General features: G+C 44.5%; 23 protein-coding genes. 10 read left to right on the top strand and 13 right to left on the bottom strand.

Features of this window, described 5'->3' with window-relative positions; all coding sequences use genetic code 11:
- Positions 1-297 precede the first annotated feature (297 nt).
- The 3 genes from UNH61_RS28220 to asnS all read right to left on the bottom strand — a co-directional run bounded on the left by UNH61_RS28220 (position 298) and on the right by asnS (position 3,511).
- Positions 298-1,254 carry a 2-oxoglutarate and iron-dependent oxygenase domain-containing protein gene (locus tag UNH61_RS28220; protein WP_326995350.1) on the bottom strand — a complete coding sequence of 319 codons (957 nt, stop codon included), beginning with the start codon at positions 1,252-1,254 and terminating at the stop codon, positions 298-300.
- Positions 1,255-1,309: 55 nt separating this feature from the next.
- Positions 1,310-1,855 (bottom strand): biopolymer transporter ExbD, encoded by a 546-nt coding sequence (locus UNH61_RS28215; protein WP_326995349.1) that lies wholly within the window; start codon positions 1,853-1,855, stop codon positions 1,310-1,312.
- A gap of 216 nt (positions 1,856-2,071) precedes the next feature.
- Positions 2,072-3,511, bottom strand: a complete 1,440-nt coding sequence (gene asnS, locus UNH61_RS28210; protein ID WP_326995348.1) for an asparagine--tRNA ligase — start codon at positions 3,509-3,511, stop codon at positions 2,072-2,074.
- Positions 3,512-3,951: 440 nt separating this feature from the next.
- Between asnS and rho the strand changes: the two genes are divergently transcribed.
- Both rho and UNH61_RS28200 read left to right on the top strand, forming a co-directional pair.
- The gene (rho, locus tag UNH61_RS28205; RefSeq protein ID WP_326995347.1) at positions 3,952-5,676 is read left to right on the top strand and encodes a transcription termination factor Rho; all 1,725 of its coding nucleotides are present in this window, start codon (positions 3,952-3,954) and stop codon (positions 5,674-5,676) included.
- Between the two features lie 92 nt (positions 5,677-5,768).
- Complete coding sequence (locus UNH61_RS28200; RefSeq protein ID WP_326995346.1) at positions 5,769-5,948, top strand: hypothetical protein; 180 nt, start codon at positions 5,769-5,771, stop codon at positions 5,946-5,948.
- An 80-nt stretch (positions 5,949-6,028) separates the two neighbouring features.
- On the opposite strand, the gene UNH61_RS28195 is transcribed toward UNH61_RS28200, so the two are convergent.
- From UNH61_RS28195 to trmB, 9 genes are all read right to left on the bottom strand, one after another.
- Positions 6,029-6,634: an outer membrane beta-barrel protein gene (locus tag UNH61_RS28195; RefSeq protein WP_326995345.1), complete on the bottom strand. Its 606-nt coding sequence runs from the start codon at positions 6,632-6,634 to the stop codon at positions 6,029-6,031.
- Positions 6,635-6,705: 71 nt separating this feature from the next.
- On the bottom strand, positions 6,706-7,332 hold the full coding sequence (locus tag UNH61_RS28190; RefSeq protein ID WP_326995344.1) for a TetR/AcrR family transcriptional regulator: 627 nt from the start codon (positions 7,330-7,332) through the stop codon (positions 6,706-6,708).
- A 251-nt stretch (positions 7,333-7,583) separates the two neighbouring features.
- Positions 7,584-8,333, bottom strand: a complete 750-nt coding sequence (locus UNH61_RS28185; protein WP_326995343.1) for a response regulator — start codon at positions 8,331-8,333, stop codon at positions 7,584-7,586.
- Between the two features lie 26 nt (positions 8,334-8,359).
- Positions 8,360-10,444 carry a histidine kinase gene (locus UNH61_RS28180; protein ID WP_326995342.1) on the bottom strand — a complete coding sequence of 695 codons (2,085 nt, stop codon included), beginning with the start codon at positions 10,442-10,444 and terminating at the stop codon, positions 8,360-8,362.
- Between the two features lie 21 nt (positions 10,445-10,465).
- Positions 10,466-10,696: a 4a-hydroxytetrahydrobiopterin dehydratase gene (locus tag UNH61_RS28175; protein WP_326995341.1), complete on the bottom strand. Its 231-nt coding sequence runs from the start codon at positions 10,694-10,696 to the stop codon at positions 10,466-10,468.
- 85 nt (positions 10,697-10,781) lie between these two features.
- Positions 10,782-11,225 (bottom strand): IPExxxVDY family protein, encoded by a 444-nt coding sequence (locus UNH61_RS28170; protein ID WP_326995340.1) that lies wholly within the window; start codon positions 11,223-11,225, stop codon positions 10,782-10,784.
- A gap of 43 nt (positions 11,226-11,268) precedes the next feature.
- Positions 11,269-11,697 carry an MGMT family protein gene (locus UNH61_RS28165; RefSeq protein WP_326995339.1) on the bottom strand — a complete coding sequence of 143 codons (429 nt, stop codon included), beginning with the start codon at positions 11,695-11,697 and terminating at the stop codon, positions 11,269-11,271.
- The gene (locus tag UNH61_RS28160) at positions 11,621-11,827 is read right to left on the bottom strand and encodes a DUF5522 domain-containing protein (RefSeq protein WP_326995338.1); all 207 of its coding nucleotides are present in this window, start codon (positions 11,825-11,827) and stop codon (positions 11,621-11,623) included. The genes UNH61_RS28165 and UNH61_RS28160 overlap by 77 nt, the downstream gene beginning before the upstream one ends.
- Positions 11,799-12,506 carry a tRNA (guanosine(46)-N7)-methyltransferase TrmB gene (gene trmB, locus UNH61_RS28155; RefSeq protein WP_326995337.1) on the bottom strand — a complete coding sequence of 236 codons (708 nt, stop codon included), beginning with the start codon at positions 12,504-12,506 and terminating at the stop codon, positions 11,799-11,801. Before trmB ends, UNH61_RS28160 begins: the two co-directional genes overlap by 29 nt.
- 472 nt (positions 12,507-12,978) lie before the next feature.
- Here trmB and UNH61_RS28150 point away from each other — a divergent pair, with 472 nt between their 5' ends.
- Positions 12,979-13,446, top strand: a complete 468-nt coding sequence (locus UNH61_RS28150; RefSeq protein ID WP_079471223.1) for an Lrp/AsnC ligand binding domain-containing protein — start codon at positions 12,979-12,981, stop codon at positions 13,444-13,446.
- Positions 13,447-13,505: 59 nt separating this feature from the next.
- The gene (locus tag UNH61_RS28145; RefSeq protein ID WP_326995336.1) at positions 13,506-14,435 is read left to right on the top strand and encodes a tryptophan 2,3-dioxygenase family protein; all 930 of its coding nucleotides are present in this window, start codon (positions 13,506-13,508) and stop codon (positions 14,433-14,435) included.
- 5 nt (positions 14,436-14,440) lie between these two features.
- Here UNH61_RS28145 and UNH61_RS28140 read toward each other — a convergent pair whose 3' ends face one another.
- On the bottom strand, positions 14,441-15,148 hold the full coding sequence (locus UNH61_RS28140; protein WP_326995335.1) for an alpha/beta hydrolase: 708 nt from the start codon (positions 15,146-15,148) through the stop codon (positions 14,441-14,443).
- Between the two features lie 198 nt (positions 15,149-15,346).
- Here UNH61_RS28140 and UNH61_RS28135 point away from each other — a divergent pair, with 198 nt between their 5' ends.
- The 6 genes from UNH61_RS28135 to rpiB all read left to right on the top strand — a co-directional run bounded on the left by UNH61_RS28135 (position 15,347) and on the right by rpiB (position 21,278).
- Entirely contained in the window at positions 15,347-16,057 is a 711-nt protein-coding gene (locus UNH61_RS28135) for a DUF4290 domain-containing protein (protein WP_326995334.1), read from the top strand.
- Positions 16,054-17,367, top strand: a complete 1,314-nt coding sequence (gene murA / locus UNH61_RS28130; protein ID WP_326995333.1) for a UDP-N-acetylglucosamine 1-carboxyvinyltransferase — start codon at positions 16,054-16,056, stop codon at positions 17,365-17,367. The genes UNH61_RS28135 and murA overlap by 4 nt, the downstream gene beginning before the upstream one ends.
- An 86-nt stretch (positions 17,368-17,453) precedes the next feature.
- Complete coding sequence (gmk, locus tag UNH61_RS28125; RefSeq protein ID WP_326995332.1) at positions 17,454-18,023, top strand: guanylate kinase; 570 nt, start codon at positions 17,454-17,456, stop codon at positions 18,021-18,023.
- A 66-nt stretch (positions 18,024-18,089) separates the two neighbouring features.
- Positions 18,090-19,337 carry a hemolysin family protein gene (locus tag UNH61_RS28120; protein WP_326995331.1) on the top strand — a complete coding sequence of 416 codons (1,248 nt, stop codon included), beginning with the start codon at positions 18,090-18,092 and terminating at the stop codon, positions 19,335-19,337.
- 594 nt (positions 19,338-19,931) lie between these two features.
- Positions 19,932-20,789, top strand: coding sequence for a twin-arginine translocase subunit TatC (gene tatC / locus UNH61_RS28115; protein ID WP_326995330.1), 858 nt, complete (start codon positions 19,932-19,934; stop codon positions 20,787-20,789).
- Between the two features lie 30 nt (positions 20,790-20,819).
- Positions 20,820-21,278, top strand: coding sequence for a ribose 5-phosphate isomerase B (gene rpiB / locus UNH61_RS28110; protein ID WP_326995329.1), 459 nt, complete (start codon positions 20,820-20,822; stop codon positions 21,276-21,278).
- The last annotated feature ends 28 nt before the right edge of the window (positions 21,279-21,306 follow it).

Genomic DNA, 21,306 nt, shown 5'->3' with positions numbered 1-21,306 from the left:
TATAAGGTAATCAAATATCCCGACAAAATACAACCGTGTTGCCAATATTGCTAAGGCACCGGAATAATAAAGGCACAATACTTGTAATATCCGTAAAAGTTATAGCGATTATGGCCTTTTGTCCGTTGTGATCAGTTGTTATTACTGGATAGGTTAATTGCCCATCAACGTCGGGAAAGCTCGGATTTTAAGAATAACCAGATTGAAAACCATTAAGGAATGACTTGCCTATGTGCAGGATATTATTTGTAAAGTCCCGGTAAACACTAGTTTGCCGGGACTTTACTATTTATGATATTATTTTTTCAGTCCGATCTCGCGTAAGCGCTCATCCAGGTATTCGCCGGCAGTAATAGGTTCATATGCCAGTGGATTTTCCGCTGTCACGCAGCTTTCCAGGCAATCCAGTTTCATGCCCGACTGAGGATGGAGGAAAAACGGAATGGAATAACGCGAAGTATTCCACAGTTCGCGGGGTGGATTTACTACGCGGTGGGTAGTTGATTTTAGGCGGTTGTTGGTTAACCGCTGCAACATGTCTCCCACATTTACCACGATCTGTTCCGGCAGGGAAGTTACCGGTACCCAGTTATTTTGTTTGTCGAGTATCTGCAATCCATCGGCGGAGGCGCCTACCAGCAGGGTGATCAGGTTAATATCTTCATGCTGTTCCGCTCTGATAGCCGACTTAGGCTCTTCTGTAATAGGAGGATAATGAATCGCTCTCAGAATAGAATTCCCATTGTGTACTTTGTTATCGAAATAATGTTCGTCCAGTCCCAGGAACAGGGCGATGGCCTGCAGCAGGTATTTGCCTGATTGCTCAAAGCCGCGGTACGCTTTAAAAAAAGTAGGCGTGAATGCGGGTACTTCAGCTACCTGTACATTGCCCGGGTATTCGACGGCAATAGGATCTTTATCTTCCACGGTCTGGCCAAACTGGAAGAACTCTTTCAGATCTGGTGCGTCGTAGCCTTTTGCATGTTCTTTCCCGAAGGAAGTGTAGCCACGCTGGCCTGCCAGTTCGGGGATCTCGTAGGTATGCTTTGTTGTGAAAGGTAGTTTGAAGAATTGTTGTACGTAATTGTAGAGGTCTGCAATCAATTCATCAGGAATCCCATGATTCTTTACCGCTACAAAACCAACTTCTTCATAAGCCTTCCCTAATTGCTGCACGAAGGCAGCTTTTCGGCCTGCATCACCGGAAGTGAAATCTGCAAGATCCACTGAGGGGATAGAGTGGGTTGTTGCCATATGTGAATTATTGTTTTGGAACGGTAAAGGTAGGGAAAAATTCAGCAGCTAACGGTTAACGGACCGCCGCTGGCTGCTGGTTAAAGTAATTTTCTTCCCGGGGAGTAATGTCTGCCACAGCGTACCGGTCTATCTTGTTGATAAGCATTTCATCCATGATATCCACCATGTTCTTGTAGTTCGCTTTTTTATCTGCTTTGATTAATACCATCAGGTCGTTTTTCCGGAAGGCTTCCTGTACTTCTTCTTTTTTTCGGATGATGACATCACGGATTCCTTTCTGATTGGCATAGCTGCAGTAATGCACGGCCGGCGGCGTTGCCGGATCGTCGCCCATTCCCTCGTACCAGGCAATACGGTTATCCGGACCAAGAATAACAGTCAGTGCTTTCTTTGCGGCCAGGGGCATAGGTTTTCCGTCGTCTCTCGGCATCAGCAGATCCATGGTTTTGGGCTGGGCGAGGGTAGTGGTGAGCATAAAAAATGTGATCAGTAAAAATCCCAGATCTACCATAGGTGTCATATCTACACGTGTAGATTTTTTATTGCCGCGGGTACCTCTTTTTTTGCCTCCTTCCGGAGCGGTGTTCATTTCAGCCATAGTTAACGGTTTAGGGTATACGAAAATAGCTGTTAGCCTTTAGCAGTTAGTAACGCGAATACCAGCGTGATAAACAGCTTTGGGTGGCTTTCATGAATAGAGATGCAACCAACATAGAAATCCATAAAGCTATTAGCCATTAGTTATAAAGAGAAAGACCAGAGCAAATATTATTCGCTCTGGTCTTTCTCTTTATAACTAATGGCTAATAGCTGTTTAGAACTCTGCGTTTTTCGGGGTTCTTGGAAATGGAATTACGTCGCGGATATTAGTCATACCGGTTACGAAAAGGATCAGGCGCTCGAAGCCCAGGCCAAAGCCGGAGTGCGGGGCGGTGCCGAAGCGGCGGGTATCCAGGTACCAGCTCAGTTCTTCTACCGGTACATGCATTTCCCTCATGCGGTTAACGAGTTTGTCGTAGTCTTCCTCACGCTGGGAGCCGCCTACCATCTCACCTATTCCGGGGAACAGGATATCCATGGCGCGTACTGTTTTATTGTCGCTGTTAAGCTTCATGTAAAACGACTTGATTTCTTTGGGATAATCAGTCAGTATTACAGGTTTCTTAAAGTGTTTTTCAACAAGGTAGCGTTCGTGCTCGCTTTGCAGATCGGCGCCCCAGTCTTCGATCAGGTACTGGAACTTCTTATTCTTGTTATGTTTGCTGTTTTTCAGAATATCGATCGCTTCAGTGTAGGTGATGCGCATAAACTCGTTGTGAAGCACAAACTCCAGCTTTTCTATCAGGCCCATTTCACTGCGTTCCTGCTGTGGCTTCTGCTTTTCCTCTTCCACCAGGCGGGCTGCGAGGAAGTCGAGATCATCGCGGTTGTTTTCCAGCACGTATCCAATCACAGATTTGATGAAAGCTTCGGCCAGGTCCATGTTGTCTTCCAGTTCATAGAACGCCATTTCCGGCTCTATCATCCAGAATTCAGCCAGGTGGCGGGCAGTATTAGAGTTTTCCGCCCTGAAAGTTGGGCCGAAAGTATAGATCTCTCCGAATGCCATGGCCCCCAGTTCTCCTTCCAGCTGTCCGGAAACAGTAAGGTTGGTAGACTTTCCGAAGAAATCTTCCTTATAGTCTACATCCCCGCTTTCGGTCACTGGCGGATTTTTAGGATCCAGGGTAGTTACCCTGAACATTTCACCTGCGCCTTCTGCATCTGATGCAGTGATGATAGGGGTATGCAGGTATACAAAACCACGATCGTTAAAGAAGCGGTGCACTGCAAATGCCAGCGCATGACGCACGCGGAAAACGGCGCCAAAGGTATTGGTTCTGAAGCGCAGGTGCGCAATCTCGCGCAGGTATTCCAGGCTGGGCTTGTTTTTCAGCTGCAGCGGATATTTCTCAGGATCACAATCGCCCAGCACCTCCAGGGTGGAGACCTTCAGTTCCACACGCTGACCTTTACCCAGCGAAGGAATGATCTCACCGGTGGCGCTTATAGAGGCGCCGGTGGTGATACGCTTCAGCAGCGCGGCATCCAGCTGTTCCTGATTGATAACGATCTGTAAATTATTATTGGTGGAGCCATCGTTCAAAGCTATAAACTGGTTGTTGCGGAAAGAACGCACCCAACCCTTAACTGTAACTTCGTAGTTCATCCTGTCGTCCGACAGGATCTGTTTGACTTTCACCCTTTGGCTCATATGAATTAAATTTTTAGGATTGCAAAAATAAGTGGAAAACTTCATAGTATATACCCCCACGGTCAGCGTTTTTCAACGCCCGGGATGCAAAGGAAATGTTAAAAAGTGACCCCGGAATGCCTTCAGACGCGTGGAATGGCGGTTTGAGCGTGCTTCTGACACTCTTGCCCGGCCTATCGGAGTGCGCTACACGGGCAGACTTTGGGGCATGATTACTTAAAATTTTTTGGATAATAATAAAACTTGTTTTAATCTTGCGGTATATTCTGCCTGATTAAGTTCATTTTCCATCTTCATCAGCAGTTCCTAAACTCAATCATTCCCTATCAAATTTAATAAGCTAATTAAATTTATTGACTCAAAAACAATTATTTGTAATTGGTGTATGTTGGTATGCAGTGGTACCCGCCTCACAACACTTCTAAAATTTGACAACACAGATGATGTACGACATCTTACAACTGAACGACATGCTCGTTCCTGAGCTGCTTGATATTGCAGAGAAACTGGAAGTTCCCAACGCAAAAAAACTGAACAAACAGGACCTTATCTACAAAATCCTTGATAAACAAGCAGTATTAGCCTCAGAAGATAACCAAGCCAACGGAGACGAAAAGAAAGCACGCAAACGCAAACCTGTAAAGAAAGACGAGCCTAGCCATGCTGAAGAAGCAGCACCCGCTGAAGAAAAACCTGCTGCTAAGAAAACAGCGAAAAAAGTAAGCGGTAAAACAAAAGAGCATGAGCCAGAACCAGCTCCTGCAGCTTCTGCAAAGCCTAAGATCAAAGATTTTGAAATAGATCTGGATAGCATTCCTTCCCTTACTTTCGATGATGACGATGATGTTATCATCCCTTCCTTCACAGAAGATGAAGAACCGGAAGAGGAAGAAGAAGTTGTGGTAATTCCACCGGCAGAAGATGAAGCGGAAGAAGATGATTTTGTAATGCCGAGTGAAGTTGAAGTCAGCGTAGCTCCTGCTGCACAGAAGAATCGCTTTCCAAGCACTAGTAATAGTAACAAGAAAGAACCGGTTTTCAATATAGAATTCGATGGCGTGATCGTGAGCGAAGGCGTGCTGGAAATGATGCCCGACGGCTATGGTTTCCTCCGCTCTTCAGATTACAACTACCTTAGTTCTCCTGATGATATTTATGTATCGCCTTCCCAAATCAAACTCTTTGGTCTGAAAACCGGCGATACGGTGAGAGGCTCTGTTCGTCCGCCTAAAGAAGGTGAGAAATACTTTGCCCTCCTGAAAGTAGAAACAATCAATAACAAGTCACCCGAAGAAGTACGCGACCGCGTGCCTTTCGACTATCTGACACCACTGTTTCCATTTGAGAAACTGAGATTGACTACTACTTCCAATAACTACTCTACCCGTATTATGGATATGTTTACACCTATCGGTAAAGGTCAGCGTGGACTGATCGTTGCACAACCGAAGGTGGGTAAAACCATGTTGCTGAAAGAAGTGGCTAACGCTATTGCCACCAACCACCCGGAAATTTACCTGATGGTGGTGCTGATAGATGAGCGTCCGGAAGAGGTAACCGATATGGAACGTAACGTGAAGGCGGAAGTAATTGCTTCTACTTTCGATGAACCTGCGGAAAAACACGTGAAAGTATCTGCCATTGCCCTTCAGAAAGCTAAACGCCTGGTAGAATGTGGGCATGATGTGGTGATTCTGCTCGACTCAATAACCCGTCTGGCAAGGGCCCACAATACCGTGGCTCCGGCTTCCGGTAAAGTATTGAGCGGTGGTGTGGAAGCCAACGCCATGCAGAAACCTAAACAGTTCTTCGGTGCTGCGCGTAAAATAGAGCACGGTGGCTCACTGACCATCCTTGCTACTGCGCTGATCGATACTGGTTCTAAAATGGACGAAGTGATCTTTGAAGAATTTAAAGGTACCGGTAACATGGAACTGGTGCTGGATCGTAAACTGGCGAACAAACGTATTTTCCCGGCCATCGATGTTTCTGCTTCCTCTACCCGTCGCGATGATCTGCTGCTGGATAAAGATTCTCTCAAACGTATACACATCCTGCGTAATCACCTGGGTGATATGAATACAGATGAATCTATGCACTTCATGCTGCAACATATGCGCGGAACAAAGAATAACGAAGAATTCCTCATTTCGATGAATAGCTAGTTTTTAGCATTTTAACAATTGCAGCGGAGATCACATAGTATTGATATGGTGATCTCCGTTGCATTTAATAGAAACTCTAAATCAATTCTGCCATGCAAAACATTAAACTGCTACTGTCGCTTTTGATAATGGCTGTTGTTTACAGCAGTTGTGTTACTACTTACCCGGTTGAAGGCACTTCGCAGAACCTGCCGCCCGGACAACAAAAGAAAATATATGGCACCAAATCGGCCAAACCATTTGCTCCCGGACAACAGAAGAAACAATATTAGTATTTAACAATAACAAGAAGACCTTAGCAGATATTAAAATCGCTAAGGTCTTCTTGTTATTACTAATAGTTAACTAAAGACTAAAAAATCCAGTTTACACCCAGCATGAATTTGCTCGGGAAATCGAAATCAAATTTGCTGGTGTTGGTTTTAGCTCCTGTTGCTTCAGTTTTCTTCTGATCATAGTTATAGCTCAGACCACCAAAAGCACCTTCAATCATGAAGTGTTTAGTTACGAAGTAAGAGATACCAGGCAGTACATTTACTGTAAAGCCATTGTAGGTAGCAGTCTTAACATCTTTTACTTTTTCACCACCAAAGTGATAACCAGCGTTAGCTTCTGCGAAGAAAGCAAACTTGCTCTGACCCAGCATATGGTAGTTACGTGCGAAGATACCTGGAGTTACGGTATAAGTTTTTGTTTTAGTTCCGTCGTAAGCTTTAGCGAAACCGAAGTCAGAGCTGGCAAATACGCCGACTACCCAATTTTGATTCAGGGCAACACCAACTTTAGGGCTAATGCCAAAGGAAGTGGAAGTTTTTTTCTGATCTGCATCCTTTTCTTTATCTGAACGGGAGTGAACATTCAGATTACCACCTAAAATAACATCGCCTTTCGAAAACTGAGCCTTTGCTACTTGTGTGCCAAACAGTGCTACTGCGGCCATTACAATCAACTTTTTCATCTGTCGTTAAATTTAAATATTCATTAAAACTATTCCTGTATATTGATTCTCTACATTAATCTTTGCGATCCTTAGTTGATTCCTGGTCGATATCTTAACCCATTAAAAAAAATGGTCAATACTTGCTTTTCACGGGCCATGAAACATTTTAATGCTTCCCGATCATGAGGATCAAAACCCGCTGCCTGCCACTTGCACCATATTACCCATAAACCGAATAATACATTCACCAATAACTGCGCAGTTGGGTCCGGATCCGTATCCCCATTGAGTTCTCCACTGGCCACGCCTTTTGCTATGGTGTCGGAGAGGAAAGAAATTTCAACCTGTTGCAACAGCTCAATGGTCTGCCGCATCCGGTTTGATGGAACATCCTTTATCCATTCGTTTACCCCGAACAGGAAATGATATTCCAGCAACATCTTTTCTTTCAATGCCAGATAACGGTCCACAATTGCCATGGTCGAAGGTGCTTCATTCACGTAAGCCGACATGTCTATAAAACAATCAGCTATCATCCGCTCCACTACCGCTGCATAGATGGACTCTTTATCTGAAAAATAGTAGTACAAAGAACCTTTTGAAATTTCCAGATCCCTGGCTATTTCCTCCATGGTAGTTTTAGACAAGCCGAACCGTTTGAAGCGCTTTAAAGCCGCCTCCAGTATGATAGTTCGTTTCTGGTCTTGTTCTGCCATAAGTCCGGGTGCAAACAAAACTGACCGTTTGACTTTTTTGTTTTGCGAGTCAAATGTACAACCTAAAGTTATTCCACCCAATTTTTTTGTTAAGAAATTGTTACGTATTCTTCGCGCAAATGTTAAAAAAGGAAATTATCGGGTATTAAAGTACAGACAGTGGAGTTATAAGCCGGTTTATTTGATAAAATCTAAGAGAAGGCCCTTGAAAAATTGAAATTATATAAATACGGAAAGGCATACACGAAAAATTATTTATGCGAGATCCTGTGTAGCAGGTCTCGTTGCCTGCGCTCTGTAATATCCAGCAGGGTTCCGCTTTTCATCACCACTTTTCCGTTGTTATCTATTCTGCGGATATTAGGTATTTGCGCCATCTGGCTGTTGTTGATCTGATAGAATTGTAATGTGGAGAAAAGATCAGCATAGTAGCGGAATGACTGCATTGCAACTATCTGCTCGCGGGTGTTTAAACAGAACATACAGTTTTCGCCCACTACTTCCAGGTAGTCAATCGACGGCATCGTGATAATATATGCCTGACCGTTAGTGGCTGGTATCAACAGTTGCCATGCTGAAGGATTGCTGTTGTTGAAGTTTTCCAATAATACCTGGTACCGGTTACGTTGGTAGTTGTTGCCCAGGCGGGCAGATACCTGAGCTACGGCCTGTAAGAGGCTTTCTTTATCTATAGGCTTGAGTATCAGTTCTACATCGCTGAAACGAATCACGTGCAGGAATTTCTTTTCGAAAGCAGTAACGAATACAGCTTCGAATGGGATCTCCGGTAACGTGCCGGCAAGTACGTCGAATCCGGTACCATCGGGCATTTCGAGGTCTAGAAAAACTAATTGGGGTTGATGCTGTTTTATTTTTGCTATCCCGTCTGCGCAATCTGATGCCATGTCTGCAATGGTGATTTCCGGACAATACTTCTCCAGCATCAGGGCAATAATATCCCTGCTGTTTCTTTCATCATCTATTATAATTGCCTTGATCATAACATAACATTAACGGATACACTAAATTATAATTGGGGTATAAGGATCTTTACGGTAGTACCACTATCGGATTCGTCGGCAGTAGATCGGTCAATGATTTCTATATGAATACCTGTATTGTACATTTTATTCAGCAGCTCCGCCCGGTTTTGGCTGATCTCCATACCAGACGACTGATGACTCCTGGGGAGCATCCGCATGGAACGTGCACGCGTGATACCGATACCGTTGTCTGCTATTATACATTCCAGCATATCTGAAGCTACCTGGTTAAAGAAAATAGATAGTTTACCTGTTGGCTGCCTGGGGTTGGTCATACCGTGTTTGACAGCGTTCTCAACATAAGGTTGTAATAACATGGCGGGTATTTCCAGCTCTGCTGTAGCAATAACGGGATCCACCACTATTTCATATTCCATTCTGTTTTCGAAACGCATCTTCTCTAGTCCCAGGTAAGTATTCAAATAGGTTATCTCATCTGCCAGCGTAATAAAATTACGACGGGAGAAATCCAGCGTTTTACGGATAAGGTAAGAAAAATCGGAAAGATATTTCTGGGCATATTCATAATCCCGCTGCATGACGAAAAGCTGTATGGAATTCAGACAGTTGAAAATAAAATGCGGGTTGATCTGTGCTCTGATAGCCTTCAGTTCTATTTCCGTGAGTTTTTTGTCGTACTCAGTTTCCAGTTGTATTTTTCGTTGTTCTTCCAGTTCCTGTTTTTTGCGCAGTATCTCAGTGGTTTGTTCTTTCACCAGCTCTTCCAGTTGTTCGTTCAGCTTGCGCTGGAGTTCCTTATTTTTATTCAGTTGGCGGATAAGCAGCTCCTGGGTGCGTGTCCGCTCCTGGTGCACCAGCTTGTTCCGGTAGCTGAGTCCGGCCAGGAAAAACATGGCCTGTAAAGATACGCCGCTGATCAGCAGCACCGAAGGGGAGGCCAGTTCGCCCAGCGCGCTTAGTAGCCCCAGTGGCCAAACCTGCGTTAGGAAAGAGCCCAGGCAGGCGAGGTACAGGCACACCGATCCATAGAGGAAGAACCTGACCAGCGGATGATGTCTGGAGCGCTTTGCCAATGCTACAAACACCGCCAGCAACGGTATCAGGGTCACAAAATAAACATAGCTGTATATGATTACAGGCAGGTGAAATTGCTGCTCCGCAATGCTGTACATACAGAGGATGATCAGCCCGCCTACAATGGCAGCCACCCAGGTGAACGCCTTCTCCATGAAAGGATAACGTTCCGTCAGATTCAGGAATGAATTGCCAAATAGCAGGTACATCAGGTAAAAGCAAAACAACAGCCCCGGGATATCCCAGTAGTATTTCAGCATGGGCCATTGATGAAAGAATGAAAGCTGATAGGGCTTGGTTTCCAGCCGCAATGCAAAGAACAGGATCAGCCCCATCACATAGGTCGCAAAGTAAATATAGGATCTGTCAGGTAATTGTATGTAGTTGATGACCGAGATGCTGAAAAACACCAGTAATGCTCCCAGTAATACCTGGATAACAACTGCTTCCTTCCGGAATGCATGCTGTTGCTGATCGCGCAGCGTTGCATATGCATCCTTACTCAGCAGTATCGGCATCAGGGCATTTTCATTGTAGGATTTATTGATGATATGAAGGTAGAAAGAACGGACGCTGCCGGCAGGTACCTGTACCGGAAACCCGTAGTGGTTCCATCTTTCCACATTGCCGTTGTCGAGCATCAGACCAGTGGATATCAGGTGCTGAGGCGTGTCGCCCGGAGACTGCGAAAACCAGTACATAAAGTCATGCCAGCCCGTAAAAAATACTGCCGACAAAGGCTGGCCGGATGTGTTTTTTATGATCAGCTTTAGCCAGGAGTCGTTCACCTGGCCATTGTTTCTTGTATAATTATGGAAAATGTGCTCCTGTCTGGAAAACGGGAGTCTGCTGACCTGCGCAATGCCTGGGTATTGATCATTACCGGAGAGCACTTGTATATAAGGCAGTAAGTCCATTTTCACCAGTGAAAATGTGGCATCTGCTATCAATGTATCTGACGGAGCGCGGTCGGTTACAGCAAACGATTCTGCTGAATAACAATACAGCAGCAACACTAAAATAATGCGCTTCACAAAAGGCTATTATAAATTTGGTTAAAGCAATTTGTCGATGGCCTCTGCCATTAACTTGTCTTTTGCAGTCACAATATCACCGGCATCATGTGTGCTGAGGGATATTTCTACTTTATTGTAGACGTTGCTCCAGTTGGGGTGATGGTCCATTTTTTCCGCGATCAGCGCAACTTTTGTCATAAAAGCAAAAGCATCCCTAAAATCCTTGAATACAAATGCCCTGTAAAGCGAGTTGTGTTTTTCTTCCCACATAGATCAGGTATTTAAGTAAGTAAAATTTTGGGGTCCGTCATCGGAATCTGGTCAAAATATCTTGCGGAGGTAAACAATACCTTCGCTAAAAAATAAGGTTCATCTTGTTTTTAATTTCCCTGATGTCCAGTAAAGATACTAATTGTACAGGCGGAACAAGGCGCAATTCTTCCAATAATTTTTTTATCTCTGCGGGTTGATAATAATCTCCCTTGATCATCCACAAAAAATCGATGTGTTTCAGCTCTGGCAACAGGAATTCCGCATGGCAATGATTATTGTATAAATAATGGGTTACGGATATTGTAGGCTCCTGGAATTCGAATACAGGGAAATAAAACGATCTTGTTTTTTTGGACAACGTGATCTCGAGATGATTGTTTATCCTGAAGCTGGTACGCAGGTGATGATTAATATGCCAGCACAGTTGGTAATCCCGTACAGAAGATGCAATACCGATCAGGAAAGAACTTTCGAAGAAGTCTTCCACTAATTGATCCTGATCCAGCTTTAACTTTAGTATTGTCATATTGAATATAATGCTGCACCTCAACCGGATGCCGGATAAATACTTAATCTTTCCTGCTCCGTCTGGCCTTTTTTTCAGGTTGGGCCGGATCCCAGAATACGGTTTTAAAATGCTCTATTTTATCGCCCTTTACTTTGACACCCTCCTGCTCCAGTAGTTCCTGCATAAGGGTAGGAGTGGCGAAGTGACTTCTGCCACTTAGTTCTCCTTTGCTGTTTACCACGCGATGGGCTGGTACGGCCGGTTTGGCACTGCCTGCTGCATTCATGGCCCAGCCCACCATCCGGCCGGTGAGTTTCAATCCCGACGCATCAGCAATGGCGCCATAAGAAGTGACCCTGCCACGGGGAATCGTTCTTGCAATCTTAAAAACGACTTGAAAGAAAGAGTCCGTTTTAGTGGTTTTCTCTTCCTTTTTCTTCCCTGCGACTGGCAAGGAGGGCGGATCTTTTGGGTTCAGGTACTTTTTCATATTCAAAAGGACAGTGTTTACAACCGTTTCCGCAGCAATATCCCCGTTCCAGGTGATATTTTTCTGTAAATACCATATAACCCTCGGCGTTATAGTAGAAATCAATCTTCTCCACCAACGGTTGCTTCATCGGAAGGTAGTTTTATTTCTCTCCAGTTCAACACAGCATCCGGTAATCTGAATTTCAGATAGCGGATAGTTCTGCCATCTGCCAGGTGCATGCCCTCATAATAGGTCTGTATCTTCAGCAGAGGTGGTACTTCGGGTAACGCATATACGTCCGGAATATTTTCTACCACTGTACATCCGGTAACAGCAATCACTTCCTGGGTAAACTCATATAACTCAGTTGAGTCGGTTTTCAGGTTAATGGTAGCTCCCGGTGCCAGCAACGGCTGAAAAAGCTGCAGGAACTTAGGATGTGTCAATCTCTTTTTGGCTTTCGATTTACGCAGAAATGGATCCGGAAAAGTGATCCAGATATCTTTTACTTCGCCCGCCGCAAAATAGTTATTGAGCTTGTCGATCTGTGTACGCAGGAAAGCGGCATTGTTCAGCGTCTCATCCAGGGCGGTTTTAGCCCCTCTCCAGATACGATTGCCTTTCAGATCAACCCCTATAAAGTTCTGATCCGGGAATAACCGCGCAAGGCCCACCGTATAATCCCCTTTCCCACAAGCCAGTTCCAATGTAACAGGGTGGTTATTTTTAAAGAATTCATTCCACTTTCCCTGCATACCCTCCGGGTATATCAATACATTAGGGAAAGTTTCAATATCTGCAAATCGTTGTAATTTCTTTTGTCCCATTTGGCGCAAAAATAGGAAAATAGAAAACAGCTTTTAGCCTTTGGCTGTCAGCTTTTAGTTACCCGGGCGGAGAGCCCGTCGGGGAAGGGCCCCGGTTAAAATAAAAAAAAGCCCGGAAGCATGGTAGCTTACGAGCTCTTTAAACCAATTAGCTGTAGGAGGAGGAGTCGAACCTCCACGAGGCAGTTAGCCATAGCACAAATAAGATTAGTGGTCAACCCAATTATACTACGTTTATCCTGTGATCCCCACCCCCGAGACAAGAGGGCATGTCTGCCAATTTCATCATCCCACAGTATATTATTAACCATTTACTGCTAATGCTTTCCTATAGCCGTTTTCGTAATGATTATGATGCAAATCTAAATAGAAGGGTAGTTTCTTGCAAATTTTTTAAGAAGAATTTTGGAATTTTCGATATTTTTTAAATATTTGCACTTAACTTTAATACATTCAAAAACAAATTGTAAAAATGAGCCACAATTTGAATATTGACAAACTCGATTTACAGATTATCAGCGAGATGATGTCTAATGCTGAGATCTCATACGCCGATCTGGGGAAGAAACTTTTCGTTTCCGGCGGTACTATCCACGTGAGAATGAAGAAATTGCAAGAACTGGGTGTAGTTAAAGGTACTAAATTACATGTAGATTTAAAAATGATAGGCTACGATGTAATTGCCTTTATAGGTATTTACCTGGAGAAAAGTTCCATGTACGACACTGTAGCAAAAGAATTGCGTAAGATCCCTGAAATGGTACGACTGAACTATACCACAGGCAGCTATAGTATGTTTGCAGAGATCATCTGTAAGGATATTACCCAGCTGCGTCGCATACTCCACGATGAACTGCAGAAAATAAAAGGCATTGAAAGAACTGAAACCCTGATCTCCCTGGAAGAAAGCTTTTACCGGACTATCAACGTGGTGGAATAATAATTTTTAAGGATGACGGCCTGTTTGGGCCATTTCATTCTTAATGATTAATTTTCATCATGGTTACCGCAGAAATTGCCGAAAAAATAAAGCGGCTGGAAGAAAAGTATGCCGCTATGGGTCAGAACTTGTCGTCTTACCTGGATGGATTACTGTACGCGGACTACCTCACATACTGGGATTATATTCAACTGGATGTACTGCTGAATTTACAACATCCCCGCACGCCGATTCCTGATGAGAACATTTTTATTATTTATCATCAGATCACGGAATTGTATTTTAAATTAAGCCTTCAGGCCATTGAACAGATCTGTCTTGCTCCTGTACTGACTGCAGAAATATTCAATACCCAGCTTAAAAGGATTAATAATTATTTCCGCAACCTCATTCACTCCTTCGAAATCATGGTAGATGGAATGGATAAGGATCAGTTCCTGCAGTTCAGGATGGCACTGTTGCCCGCCAGCGGATTTCAGAGCGGACAATTCCGTATGATCGAGATTTGTTCCACGGAATTAACGAACCTGGTATATGAGCCTGCCCGCAGGGAAGTACAACACCTGGAGCTGAAGGATATACTGGAGAAGATATACTGGAGAAGTGGTGCCACTGAACTGGCCACCGGCAATAAAACCCTGACACTGAAGCAGTTTGAGCTGAAATATATGGATACCTTCCTGCAACTGGCTACCCGTTACCGCGATTGTAATATGCAGGCCCGTTATAAGCAGCTGAGTCCCGATGAACAACAGGCTGTTATTCCACTCCTCAGGGAATATGACCTCAATATCAACGTGCGCTGGCCGCTCATGCATTATAAATCTGCCGTCAGGTACCTGCACCAAAAGCCGGAAGACATTGCCGCTACCGGAGGTACCAACTGGCAGCAATATCTCCCGCCCAAAAACAAGCGCATTGTATTTTTCCCGGAACTGTGGACGGAAGAAGAATATGCCAACTGGGGAAAAATGGCCATGGATGAGTAATAGCGCTAGAACGGCTGCGTAATAAATCTTCTTATATAATATGCCAGCAGCGGTACATCAGCTTTCTCGAGCGGATGTGCCGTATCCGGCATTACGGTCAGCTGCGCTAAGGGCAGGGATTTATATACCTCAATAGTTTCCTGGAAAGACACCATATTGTCGCGGTCGCCCATCATCAGCATACAGGGAGTGGCAATCTGCGCAAAATCGCCCTGCCTGAGTAAAGCCTGGTGCCCCAGTTCTTCTATCAGCTGGGCAGTACGTGAAACTACTGTTCGCCAGTCGGCCGCAGTATGCCTGGCTTCCAGCAGTTGTGCAAAGGCCGGCACCTTTTCAAGTATCAGATCCGGATTCAGTTGCCTGACCTCTTTGCCCGCAGTGGCTTCATTCCAGTTGAATTTTGTGCCCAGCGTAATCACCCGGCCGGTTTTCTCCGGATAGTGTCGGGCCAGGTACATCGCCACATAACCCCCCATGCTGTAACCAAAAATATTTACAAAGTCCAGTTGCCGGCTTTCCATGTAAGACAGCACCTCGCCTGCAAAAACCTGAATATTGAAGCCCTGTTCAGAGAACGGAGCATCTCCATGCCCGCTGAAATTAAGCTGATGTACATCGTAGTGTGGCGATAAACCGGCAGCTAATGGCTGAAATTGAGAGGCGGCACCCAGAGAGCCGTGGAGGAGAAGTATCGGGAATTTAGCTTGTTCCATTGAATAAAATTACGAATTAGGAATTACGAATTACGAAATAACGGGGAGATAGTAAACACGAAGATCAACTTCGCTGTTATCTCCCCGTTATTTCGTAATTCGTAATTCGTAATTTTTATTATGTTTGCATGAATTGTTGCCGGTTATTATGCTTCACTTATGATGTCCCAGCATCAAATCATTTTTTAAATACAAATAATGGAATACAATACCACTCGTAATCACCTGATAATGAAGGAGTACGGCAGGAATATCCAGAAAATGGTGGAGTACCTGTCTACAATAGAAGACGACAATGAGCGCCAACGCAATGCTATGGCCGTGATAGAGCTGATGGGAACGCTGAATCCGCATTTGAGGAATGTGGAGGACTTCAGGCATAAATTGTGGGACCACATCTTTAATATTTCCAATTTCACCCTGAAAGTAGAATCGCCTTATCCGATACCTACTATAGAAAAACTGAGAGCAAAACCGGATAGGTTGCCCTATCCTAAAAAATATCCCAGGAATCGCCACTTCGGTAAGAACCTGGAACTGATCATCGATAAAGCCATACATGAAGAGAATCCGGAGAAAAAAGAAGGATTTACACAATGTATCGCCAACTATATGAAACTCGCTTATACCAACTGGCATAAGGAAAGTGTTCATGATGATGCTATCAGGGGCGAACTGATGTCGATCAGCGAAAATCAACTCGAGTATCATCCGGGTAATGCACCGGTTGGCACAACCAGCTTTAGCGCGGGCGGAGGACAGCCGACCAGTAGCAGTGGAGAGCAATTCCGTTCCGGAAAACGCAAGAATTTCCAGCAGAATAAATTCAAAGGCGGCGGAAACAGCGGTAATAAAGGTAACAACAGCAACAAGCACAATAAACAATTCAATAAAAACAGGAACAAGTGAGCAGCGCTTTTGAAGTAAGAGGCGGCAACCGCTTAAAGGGGGAAATTGTGCCCCAGGGTGCCAAAAACGAAGCTTTACAGATCATCAGTGCAGTGATGCTGACCCCGGAAAAAGTGACTATCACAAACATTCCGGATATCGTAGATGTAAATCTGCTGATAGAGTTGCTTGGAGATGCTGGTGTTAAAATTAACCGTATCAGCAGGGATACCTGCGAATTTCAGGCGGATGCAGTAGACCTGAAATACCTGGAAAGCCCCGAATTCAAAAAGAAATCAGGCCGTCTTCGTGGTTCGGTGATGATTGCAGGCCCCCTGCTTGCCAGGTTCGGCCGCGCATTTATTCCCAAACCGGGAGGCGATAAAATAGGCCGCCGCAGGCTGGATACCCATATCATCGGATTCGAAAAACTGGGTGCCCGTTTTGTATATGCAGCCGATGATAACTATTTCCGCCTTGAAACAGGCGATGGTGGACTAAAAGGCACTTATATGCTGCTGGATGAGCCCAGCGTTACAGGAACTGCTAACATTGTGATGGCAGCTGTAATGGCAGAAGGTACCACCACTATTTACAATGCAGCCTGTGAGCCTTACCTGCAGCAGCTTTGCAAGATGCTCAATCGAATGGGCGCCCGTATCAGCGGCGTAGGTTCCAACCTGCTCACCATCGAAGGCGTGAAACACCTCGGTGGCTGCGAACACAGCATGCTGCCCGATATGATCGAGATTGGCTCTTTCATCGGACTGGCTGCAATGACCCAGAGCGAAATCACTATCAAGAATGCAGGGGTGGAACATCTCGGCATCATCCCCGAAAAATTCCGTCAACTCGGTATTCAGATGGAGATCAGGGATAACGATATTTATATTCCTTCGCAGGACAGCTACGAGATACAGACCTTCCTGGATGGATCTATCCTTACTATCGCGGATCACCCCTGGCCGGGCTTTACCCCGGACCTGCTGAGTATCGTGCTGGTGGTAGCTACCCAGGCAAAGGGAAGTGTAATGATCCATCAGAAGATGTTCGAAAGCCGTTTGTTCTTCGTCGATAAGCTGATCGACATGGGCGCCCAGATTGTTTTGTGTGATCCCCACCGTGCGGTAGTAATCGGATTGGGCCGCCAGCACGCGTTACGCGGCATTACCATGTCATCGCCCGATATCCGGGCCGGTGTATCGCTCCTGATTGCAGCGCTGAGCGCAGAAGGAAAAAGCACTATCCAGAATATCGATCAGATCGATCGCGGCTACCAGTACATCGACGAGCGTCTGAGAAAACTGGGAGCAGATATCAAAAGAATATAGCAAAACCGTTTATAGCCGGTCAGAACCCAAATACCAGCCGAACATTTCACTGGTTTTTGGGTTTTGCATTTGAAGCAAACAACATAATGGAGAAAAAAATCATCATCGTTACCGCACCATCCGGAGCCGGTAAAACCACCATCGTCAGAAAATTACTGGCAAGCATGCCGGTCCTGGCCTTTTCTGTTTCCGCCAGCACTCGCACGCCACGCGCCAATGAAGTACACGGAAAGGATTATTATTTTCTAACTACAGACGAATTTCACCACCGGATAGAGGAAAACGCTTTTGCAGAATATGAGATGGTATATGCCGGTAAGTATTATGGCACATTGAAAAGTGAACTGGAACGCATCTGGAATAATCAGCAGATACCGATGGTCGACATCGATGTGAAAGGTGCATTATCAATAAAGGAGAAGTATCATGAAAATGCTTTGACTATCTTTATACAGCCTCCATCTATTGAAGCGTTGAGAGAACGCCTCAGTGAAAGGGGAACAGAAACACAGGCCTCGCTGGAGGAGCGCCTTGCAAAAGCCCGGTATGAGTTGTCGTTCGCACACGAATTTGATCAGATAGTAATAAATGACGAGTTGGAGAAAGCATATGAAGAAGTGAAAAAACTCGTTTCAGTTTTTTTAAATATAAAATAGCGGCTTGATCGTTGGTTTTCCTAAATCATTATTTTTGTTAGGATGGACGGATACACTATAATCATTTTGGTTTTCCTGGTTCTGCTGGCAGGCTTCTTCTCAGGCATAGAAGCCGCATTTGCCAATGTGAATAAACTTAGCATTGAGCTCAAAAAGAAGCAGGGACGGGCCACAGGCCGCATACTGGCCAATCTGAATGAAAACCCCAGCCGGTTTCTGGCTACCAGCCTGGTAGGATTTACTATTACCGTGGTGATCTACGGCATTATGGTGGCAGGCGTATTCCAGACTGCATGGGAATCTATGAAACCCCAGTCAGATTCAACAGGAATGCAACCCCTGATTATCTTCGCGGAAATCATCCTGGCTTCCCTGCTCATGCTGTTCCTCGGTTTCTTCATTCCCAGGGCTGTTTTCAGATCCAGACCCGAAACATTACTCAGCTTCTTTGCACTGCCCATATCTCTCGTTGCAAAGCCGCTTTACGTGATAGGGAATGTAATGGCCTCCATCTCTGAATGGGTGCTCAAATACCTCTTTAACGTACGATTGCTCGAAAATGGGGAATCATTCACCCGGGTGGATGTAGAACACTTCATCAGACAATCACAGCAGCATTTTGGCGAAAACAATCAGGAGCTGAATACAGAACTGTTTGAAAACGCCCTGTCACTGGCACATGTGAAGATCCGTGGCTGCCTTATTCCACGCAAGGAAATTGAAGCGCTCGAAATTCATCGCCCGCTTGCCGATGCCCGCCAGAAATTTATGGATACCAAACTTTCGAAGATCATTATCTACGAAGGCAGTATCGACAATATACTCGGATACATCCATCAGCTGGATATGTTCAAGGATCCCAAAGAGATCAGCAGCATTATTCATCCAATCCTGGCTGTGCCTGAAACAATGAGTGCTATAGATCTGCTCAGCAAGTTCAATAAAGAACGCAAAAGCATCGCGTGGGTGGTGGATGAATTCGGTGGTACCGCAGGTATCGTTACCATCGAAGATGTACTCGAAGAAATCTTCGGCGATATCAAGGATGAACACGATGAAGAAGAGTTTGTGGAAAAACAGATCGCTGAGAAAGAATATATTTTTTCAGGAAGATTGGAACTTGATTACTTGAATGAAAGGTATGGTCTGGACTTTCCGGAAGATGAAAGTGAAACGTTGTCAGGCTATATCATCAACCATCACGAAACCATTCCAAAGATCAAAGAACGCATCATCATCGACGACTATGAGTTTGATATTCTGAATGTTACAGATACGAGGATCGAGATGGTGAAAATGAAAATATTGATATAGGAGTGACCGTTAAAGATGGGTCTTATCTGATATTAATATGATATAATTTTTTCTTTAATGTAAGTGTTAACGAGACAATAACAAATTAGCTAAAACGTTTTTTAAAAAAAGTAGTAGGAATTTAACACGGATTGTATACATTTGCCATAGATGATGTAACACAATGATTTGATTTTTGTTAAAAGGTTGTAAAAAAAGTGTTTCAACATTGATAATAAAAGAATTTCTTGTTATTTTTGTATTACAATATAAAACGCAACCAGTGATTCTTACTTATTCTGAACGCTTGCCATCAATTAGGTAAGTAGCTGAACTGGAAGCTAAAGACATTCTCGAATTCAACTTTTTTGGGGTTAACAAACAATGGATGAAAGGCCGGCTCTTGATTCTTCTCGGGCTGGCTCTTTTTTTTGACCCAACTCATCTGCCTTCTTCTACCGCTGTTTTCACTCAAGTCGCTGTTAGTAATACTTTAAATCGGTATTAAAAATGCTGGACTTTATGTCCTGTCTACTGGAATTTCTAATGTGCAACAACTATATTTGTGATCCCTAAACAAGAAACCGTATTCAACATCGTTCGATCGTATAGAGTATGTTAAAAAAACTATTTTCAAATAACGAGGAAAAAGCAGAAATGTCTTTCTTCGACCACCTGGAAGAACTCCGGTGGCACCTCGTAAGATCCGCGCTGGCACTCGTTCTATTCAGCATAATCGGTTTCGTCTATACTCAATGGATTATTGACAATGTAATTTTTGGGCCTACCAACGCCGATTTCCCTTCTTACATTGTTCTGTGCAAACTCGGCCACCTGGTGGGATTGAGCAACCAGCTTTGTATTACTCCGGTGAAAGTACAGTTCCTCAACTATAAGATGGTGGGACAGATTATGCTGCAGTTTAGAATGGCATTCATCGTCGGGTTCGTTTGTGCATTCCCATACATTTTCTGGGAGTTCTGGCGCTTTGTAAAGCCTGCGTTGAAAGAGCGGGAGCTGAAAGGTGCCAGGGGTATTATTTTCTGGGTTTCTTTCCAGTTTTTCCTCGGTATTGGGTTTGCGTATTTTCTGATGGCGCCGTTCACTATCAACTTCCTTGCCTCTTATACCGTGACGCAAAAAGCGGTGAACCAGTTTTTTATGGATGACTATTTTGATCTGATGACGCAGATCGTGCTGGGTATGGGGCTTTTATTCCAGCTACCTATCCTGGTATTCTTCCTTTCTAAATTAGGCATTCTCACTCCTGAATTCCTGCGCACTTACAGGCGTCATGCGATTGTAGTAATCCTTGTGCTGGCGGCTATTATCACGCCTCCGGATCTTGTAGATCAGCTGATTGTATTTACACCGCTGTACGGCTTGTACGAAATCAGTATCTTTATATCCAAGAGAGCGTCCAGAGACCGGGAGGAAAACCTGAAAAAAACGGAAGTAGAAGAGTGGTCCTAAGTAATGTCTAACGTTAAACCAGCAAGTGAAATGGAAAACACTATATTTAATCTGACCCTACCTGTAGCAATTGGTTCCGATCATGCAGGATTTGAATATAAGGAAGAAGTGATTTCTTACCTCGAGTCGAAAGGTTTACAGGTAAAGGATTTCGGTACCTATTCAAAGGATTCAGTAGATTATCCTGATTATGCACACCCGGTGGCCACTGCAGTGGAAAGAGAACAGGCTGCCTTTGGCATCCTGATTTGCGGTAGTGCTAACGGAGTGGCTATTACCGCTAATAAACACCAGGGCATCAGAGCCGGTATTTGTTGGGGTGAAGAACTGTCGAGGCTGACACGTTCTCATAACAACGCCAACGTACTGTGCATCCCTGCCCGTTTTGTAGATATCCCGGTGGCAACAAGAATGGTAGAAGTGTTTATGGCTACGCCGTTTGAAGGAGGCCGCCATCAGGACAGGGTACGTAAAATGGCCTGTCTGTAACAGGAGTGACCGTATGTCCTTTTTACGC

This window comes from Chitinophaga sp. 180180018-3 (assembly GCF_037893185.1).
Lineage (GTDB): Bacteria > Bacteroidota > Bacteroidia > Chitinophagales > Chitinophagaceae > Chitinophaga.
Note: the sequence above shows the minus strand (reverse complement) of the source record. Positions and strands in the feature narration are given on the sequence as shown.

What these genes read in the sequence shown, in the direction of transcription:
- UNH61_RS28220 (WP_326995350.1), bottom strand. Translation starts at nt 1,254, where the DNA reads ATGGCAACAACCCACTCTATCCCCTCAGTGGATCTTGCAGATTTCACT.
- UNH61_RS28215 (WP_326995349.1), bottom strand. Translation starts at nt 1,855, where the DNA reads ATGGCTGAAATGAACACCGCTCCGGAAGGAGGCAAAAAAAGAGGTACC.
- asnS (WP_326995348.1), bottom strand. Translation starts at nt 3,511, where the DNA reads ATGAGCCAAAGGGTGAAAGTCAAACAGATCCTGTCGGACGACAGGATG.
- rho (WP_326995347.1), top strand. Translation starts at nt 3,952, where the DNA reads ATGATGTACGACATCTTACAACTGAACGACATGCTCGTTCCTGAGCTG.
- UNH61_RS28200 (WP_326995346.1), top strand. Translation starts at nt 5,769, where the DNA reads ATGCAAAACATTAAACTGCTACTGTCGCTTTTGATAATGGCTGTTGTT.
- UNH61_RS28195 (WP_326995345.1), bottom strand. Translation starts at nt 6,634, where the DNA reads ATGAAAAAGTTGATTGTAATGGCCGCAGTAGCACTGTTTGGCACACAA.
- UNH61_RS28190 (WP_326995344.1), bottom strand. Translation starts at nt 7,332, where the DNA reads ATGGCAGAACAAGACCAGAAACGAACTATCATACTGGAGGCGGCTTTA.
- UNH61_RS28185 (WP_326995343.1), bottom strand. Translation starts at nt 8,333, where the DNA reads ATGATCAAGGCAATTATAATAGATGATGAAAGAAACAGCAGGGATATT.
- UNH61_RS28175 (WP_326995341.1), bottom strand. Translation starts at nt 10,696, where the DNA reads ATGTGGGAAGAAAAACACAACTCGCTTTACAGGGCATTTGTATTCAAG.
- UNH61_RS28170 (WP_326995340.1), bottom strand. Translation starts at nt 11,225, where the DNA reads ATGACAATACTAAAGTTAAAGCTGGATCAGGATCAATTAGTGGAAGAC.
- UNH61_RS28165 (WP_326995339.1), bottom strand. Translation starts at nt 11,697, where the DNA reads ATGAAAAAGTACCTGAACCCAAAAGATCCGCCCTCCTTGCCAGTCGCA.
- UNH61_RS28160 (WP_326995338.1), bottom strand. Translation starts at nt 11,827, where the DNA reads ATGAAGCAACCGTTGGTGGAGAAGATTGATTTCTACTATAACGCCGAG.
- trmB (WP_326995337.1), bottom strand. Translation starts at nt 12,506, where the DNA reads ATGGGACAAAAGAAATTACAACGATTTGCAGATATTGAAACTTTCCCT.
- UNH61_RS28150 (WP_079471223.1), top strand. Translation starts at nt 12,979, where the DNA reads ATGAGCCACAATTTGAATATTGACAAACTCGATTTACAGATTATCAGC.
- UNH61_RS28145 (WP_326995336.1), top strand. Translation starts at nt 13,506, where the DNA reads ATGGTTACCGCAGAAATTGCCGAAAAAATAAAGCGGCTGGAAGAAAAG.
- UNH61_RS28140 (WP_326995335.1), bottom strand. Translation starts at nt 15,148, where the DNA reads ATGGAACAAGCTAAATTCCCGATACTTCTCCTCCACGGCTCTCTGGGT.
- UNH61_RS28135 (WP_326995334.1), top strand. Translation starts at nt 15,347, where the DNA reads ATGGAATACAATACCACTCGTAATCACCTGATAATGAAGGAGTACGGC.
- gmk (WP_326995332.1), top strand. Translation starts at nt 17,454, where the DNA reads ATGGAGAAAAAAATCATCATCGTTACCGCACCATCCGGAGCCGGTAAA.
- tatC (WP_326995330.1), top strand. Translation starts at nt 19,932, where the DNA reads ATGTTAAAAAAACTATTTTCAAATAACGAGGAAAAAGCAGAAATGTCT.
- rpiB (WP_326995329.1), top strand. Translation starts at nt 20,820, where the DNA reads ATGGAAAACACTATATTTAATCTGACCCTACCTGTAGCAATTGGTTCC.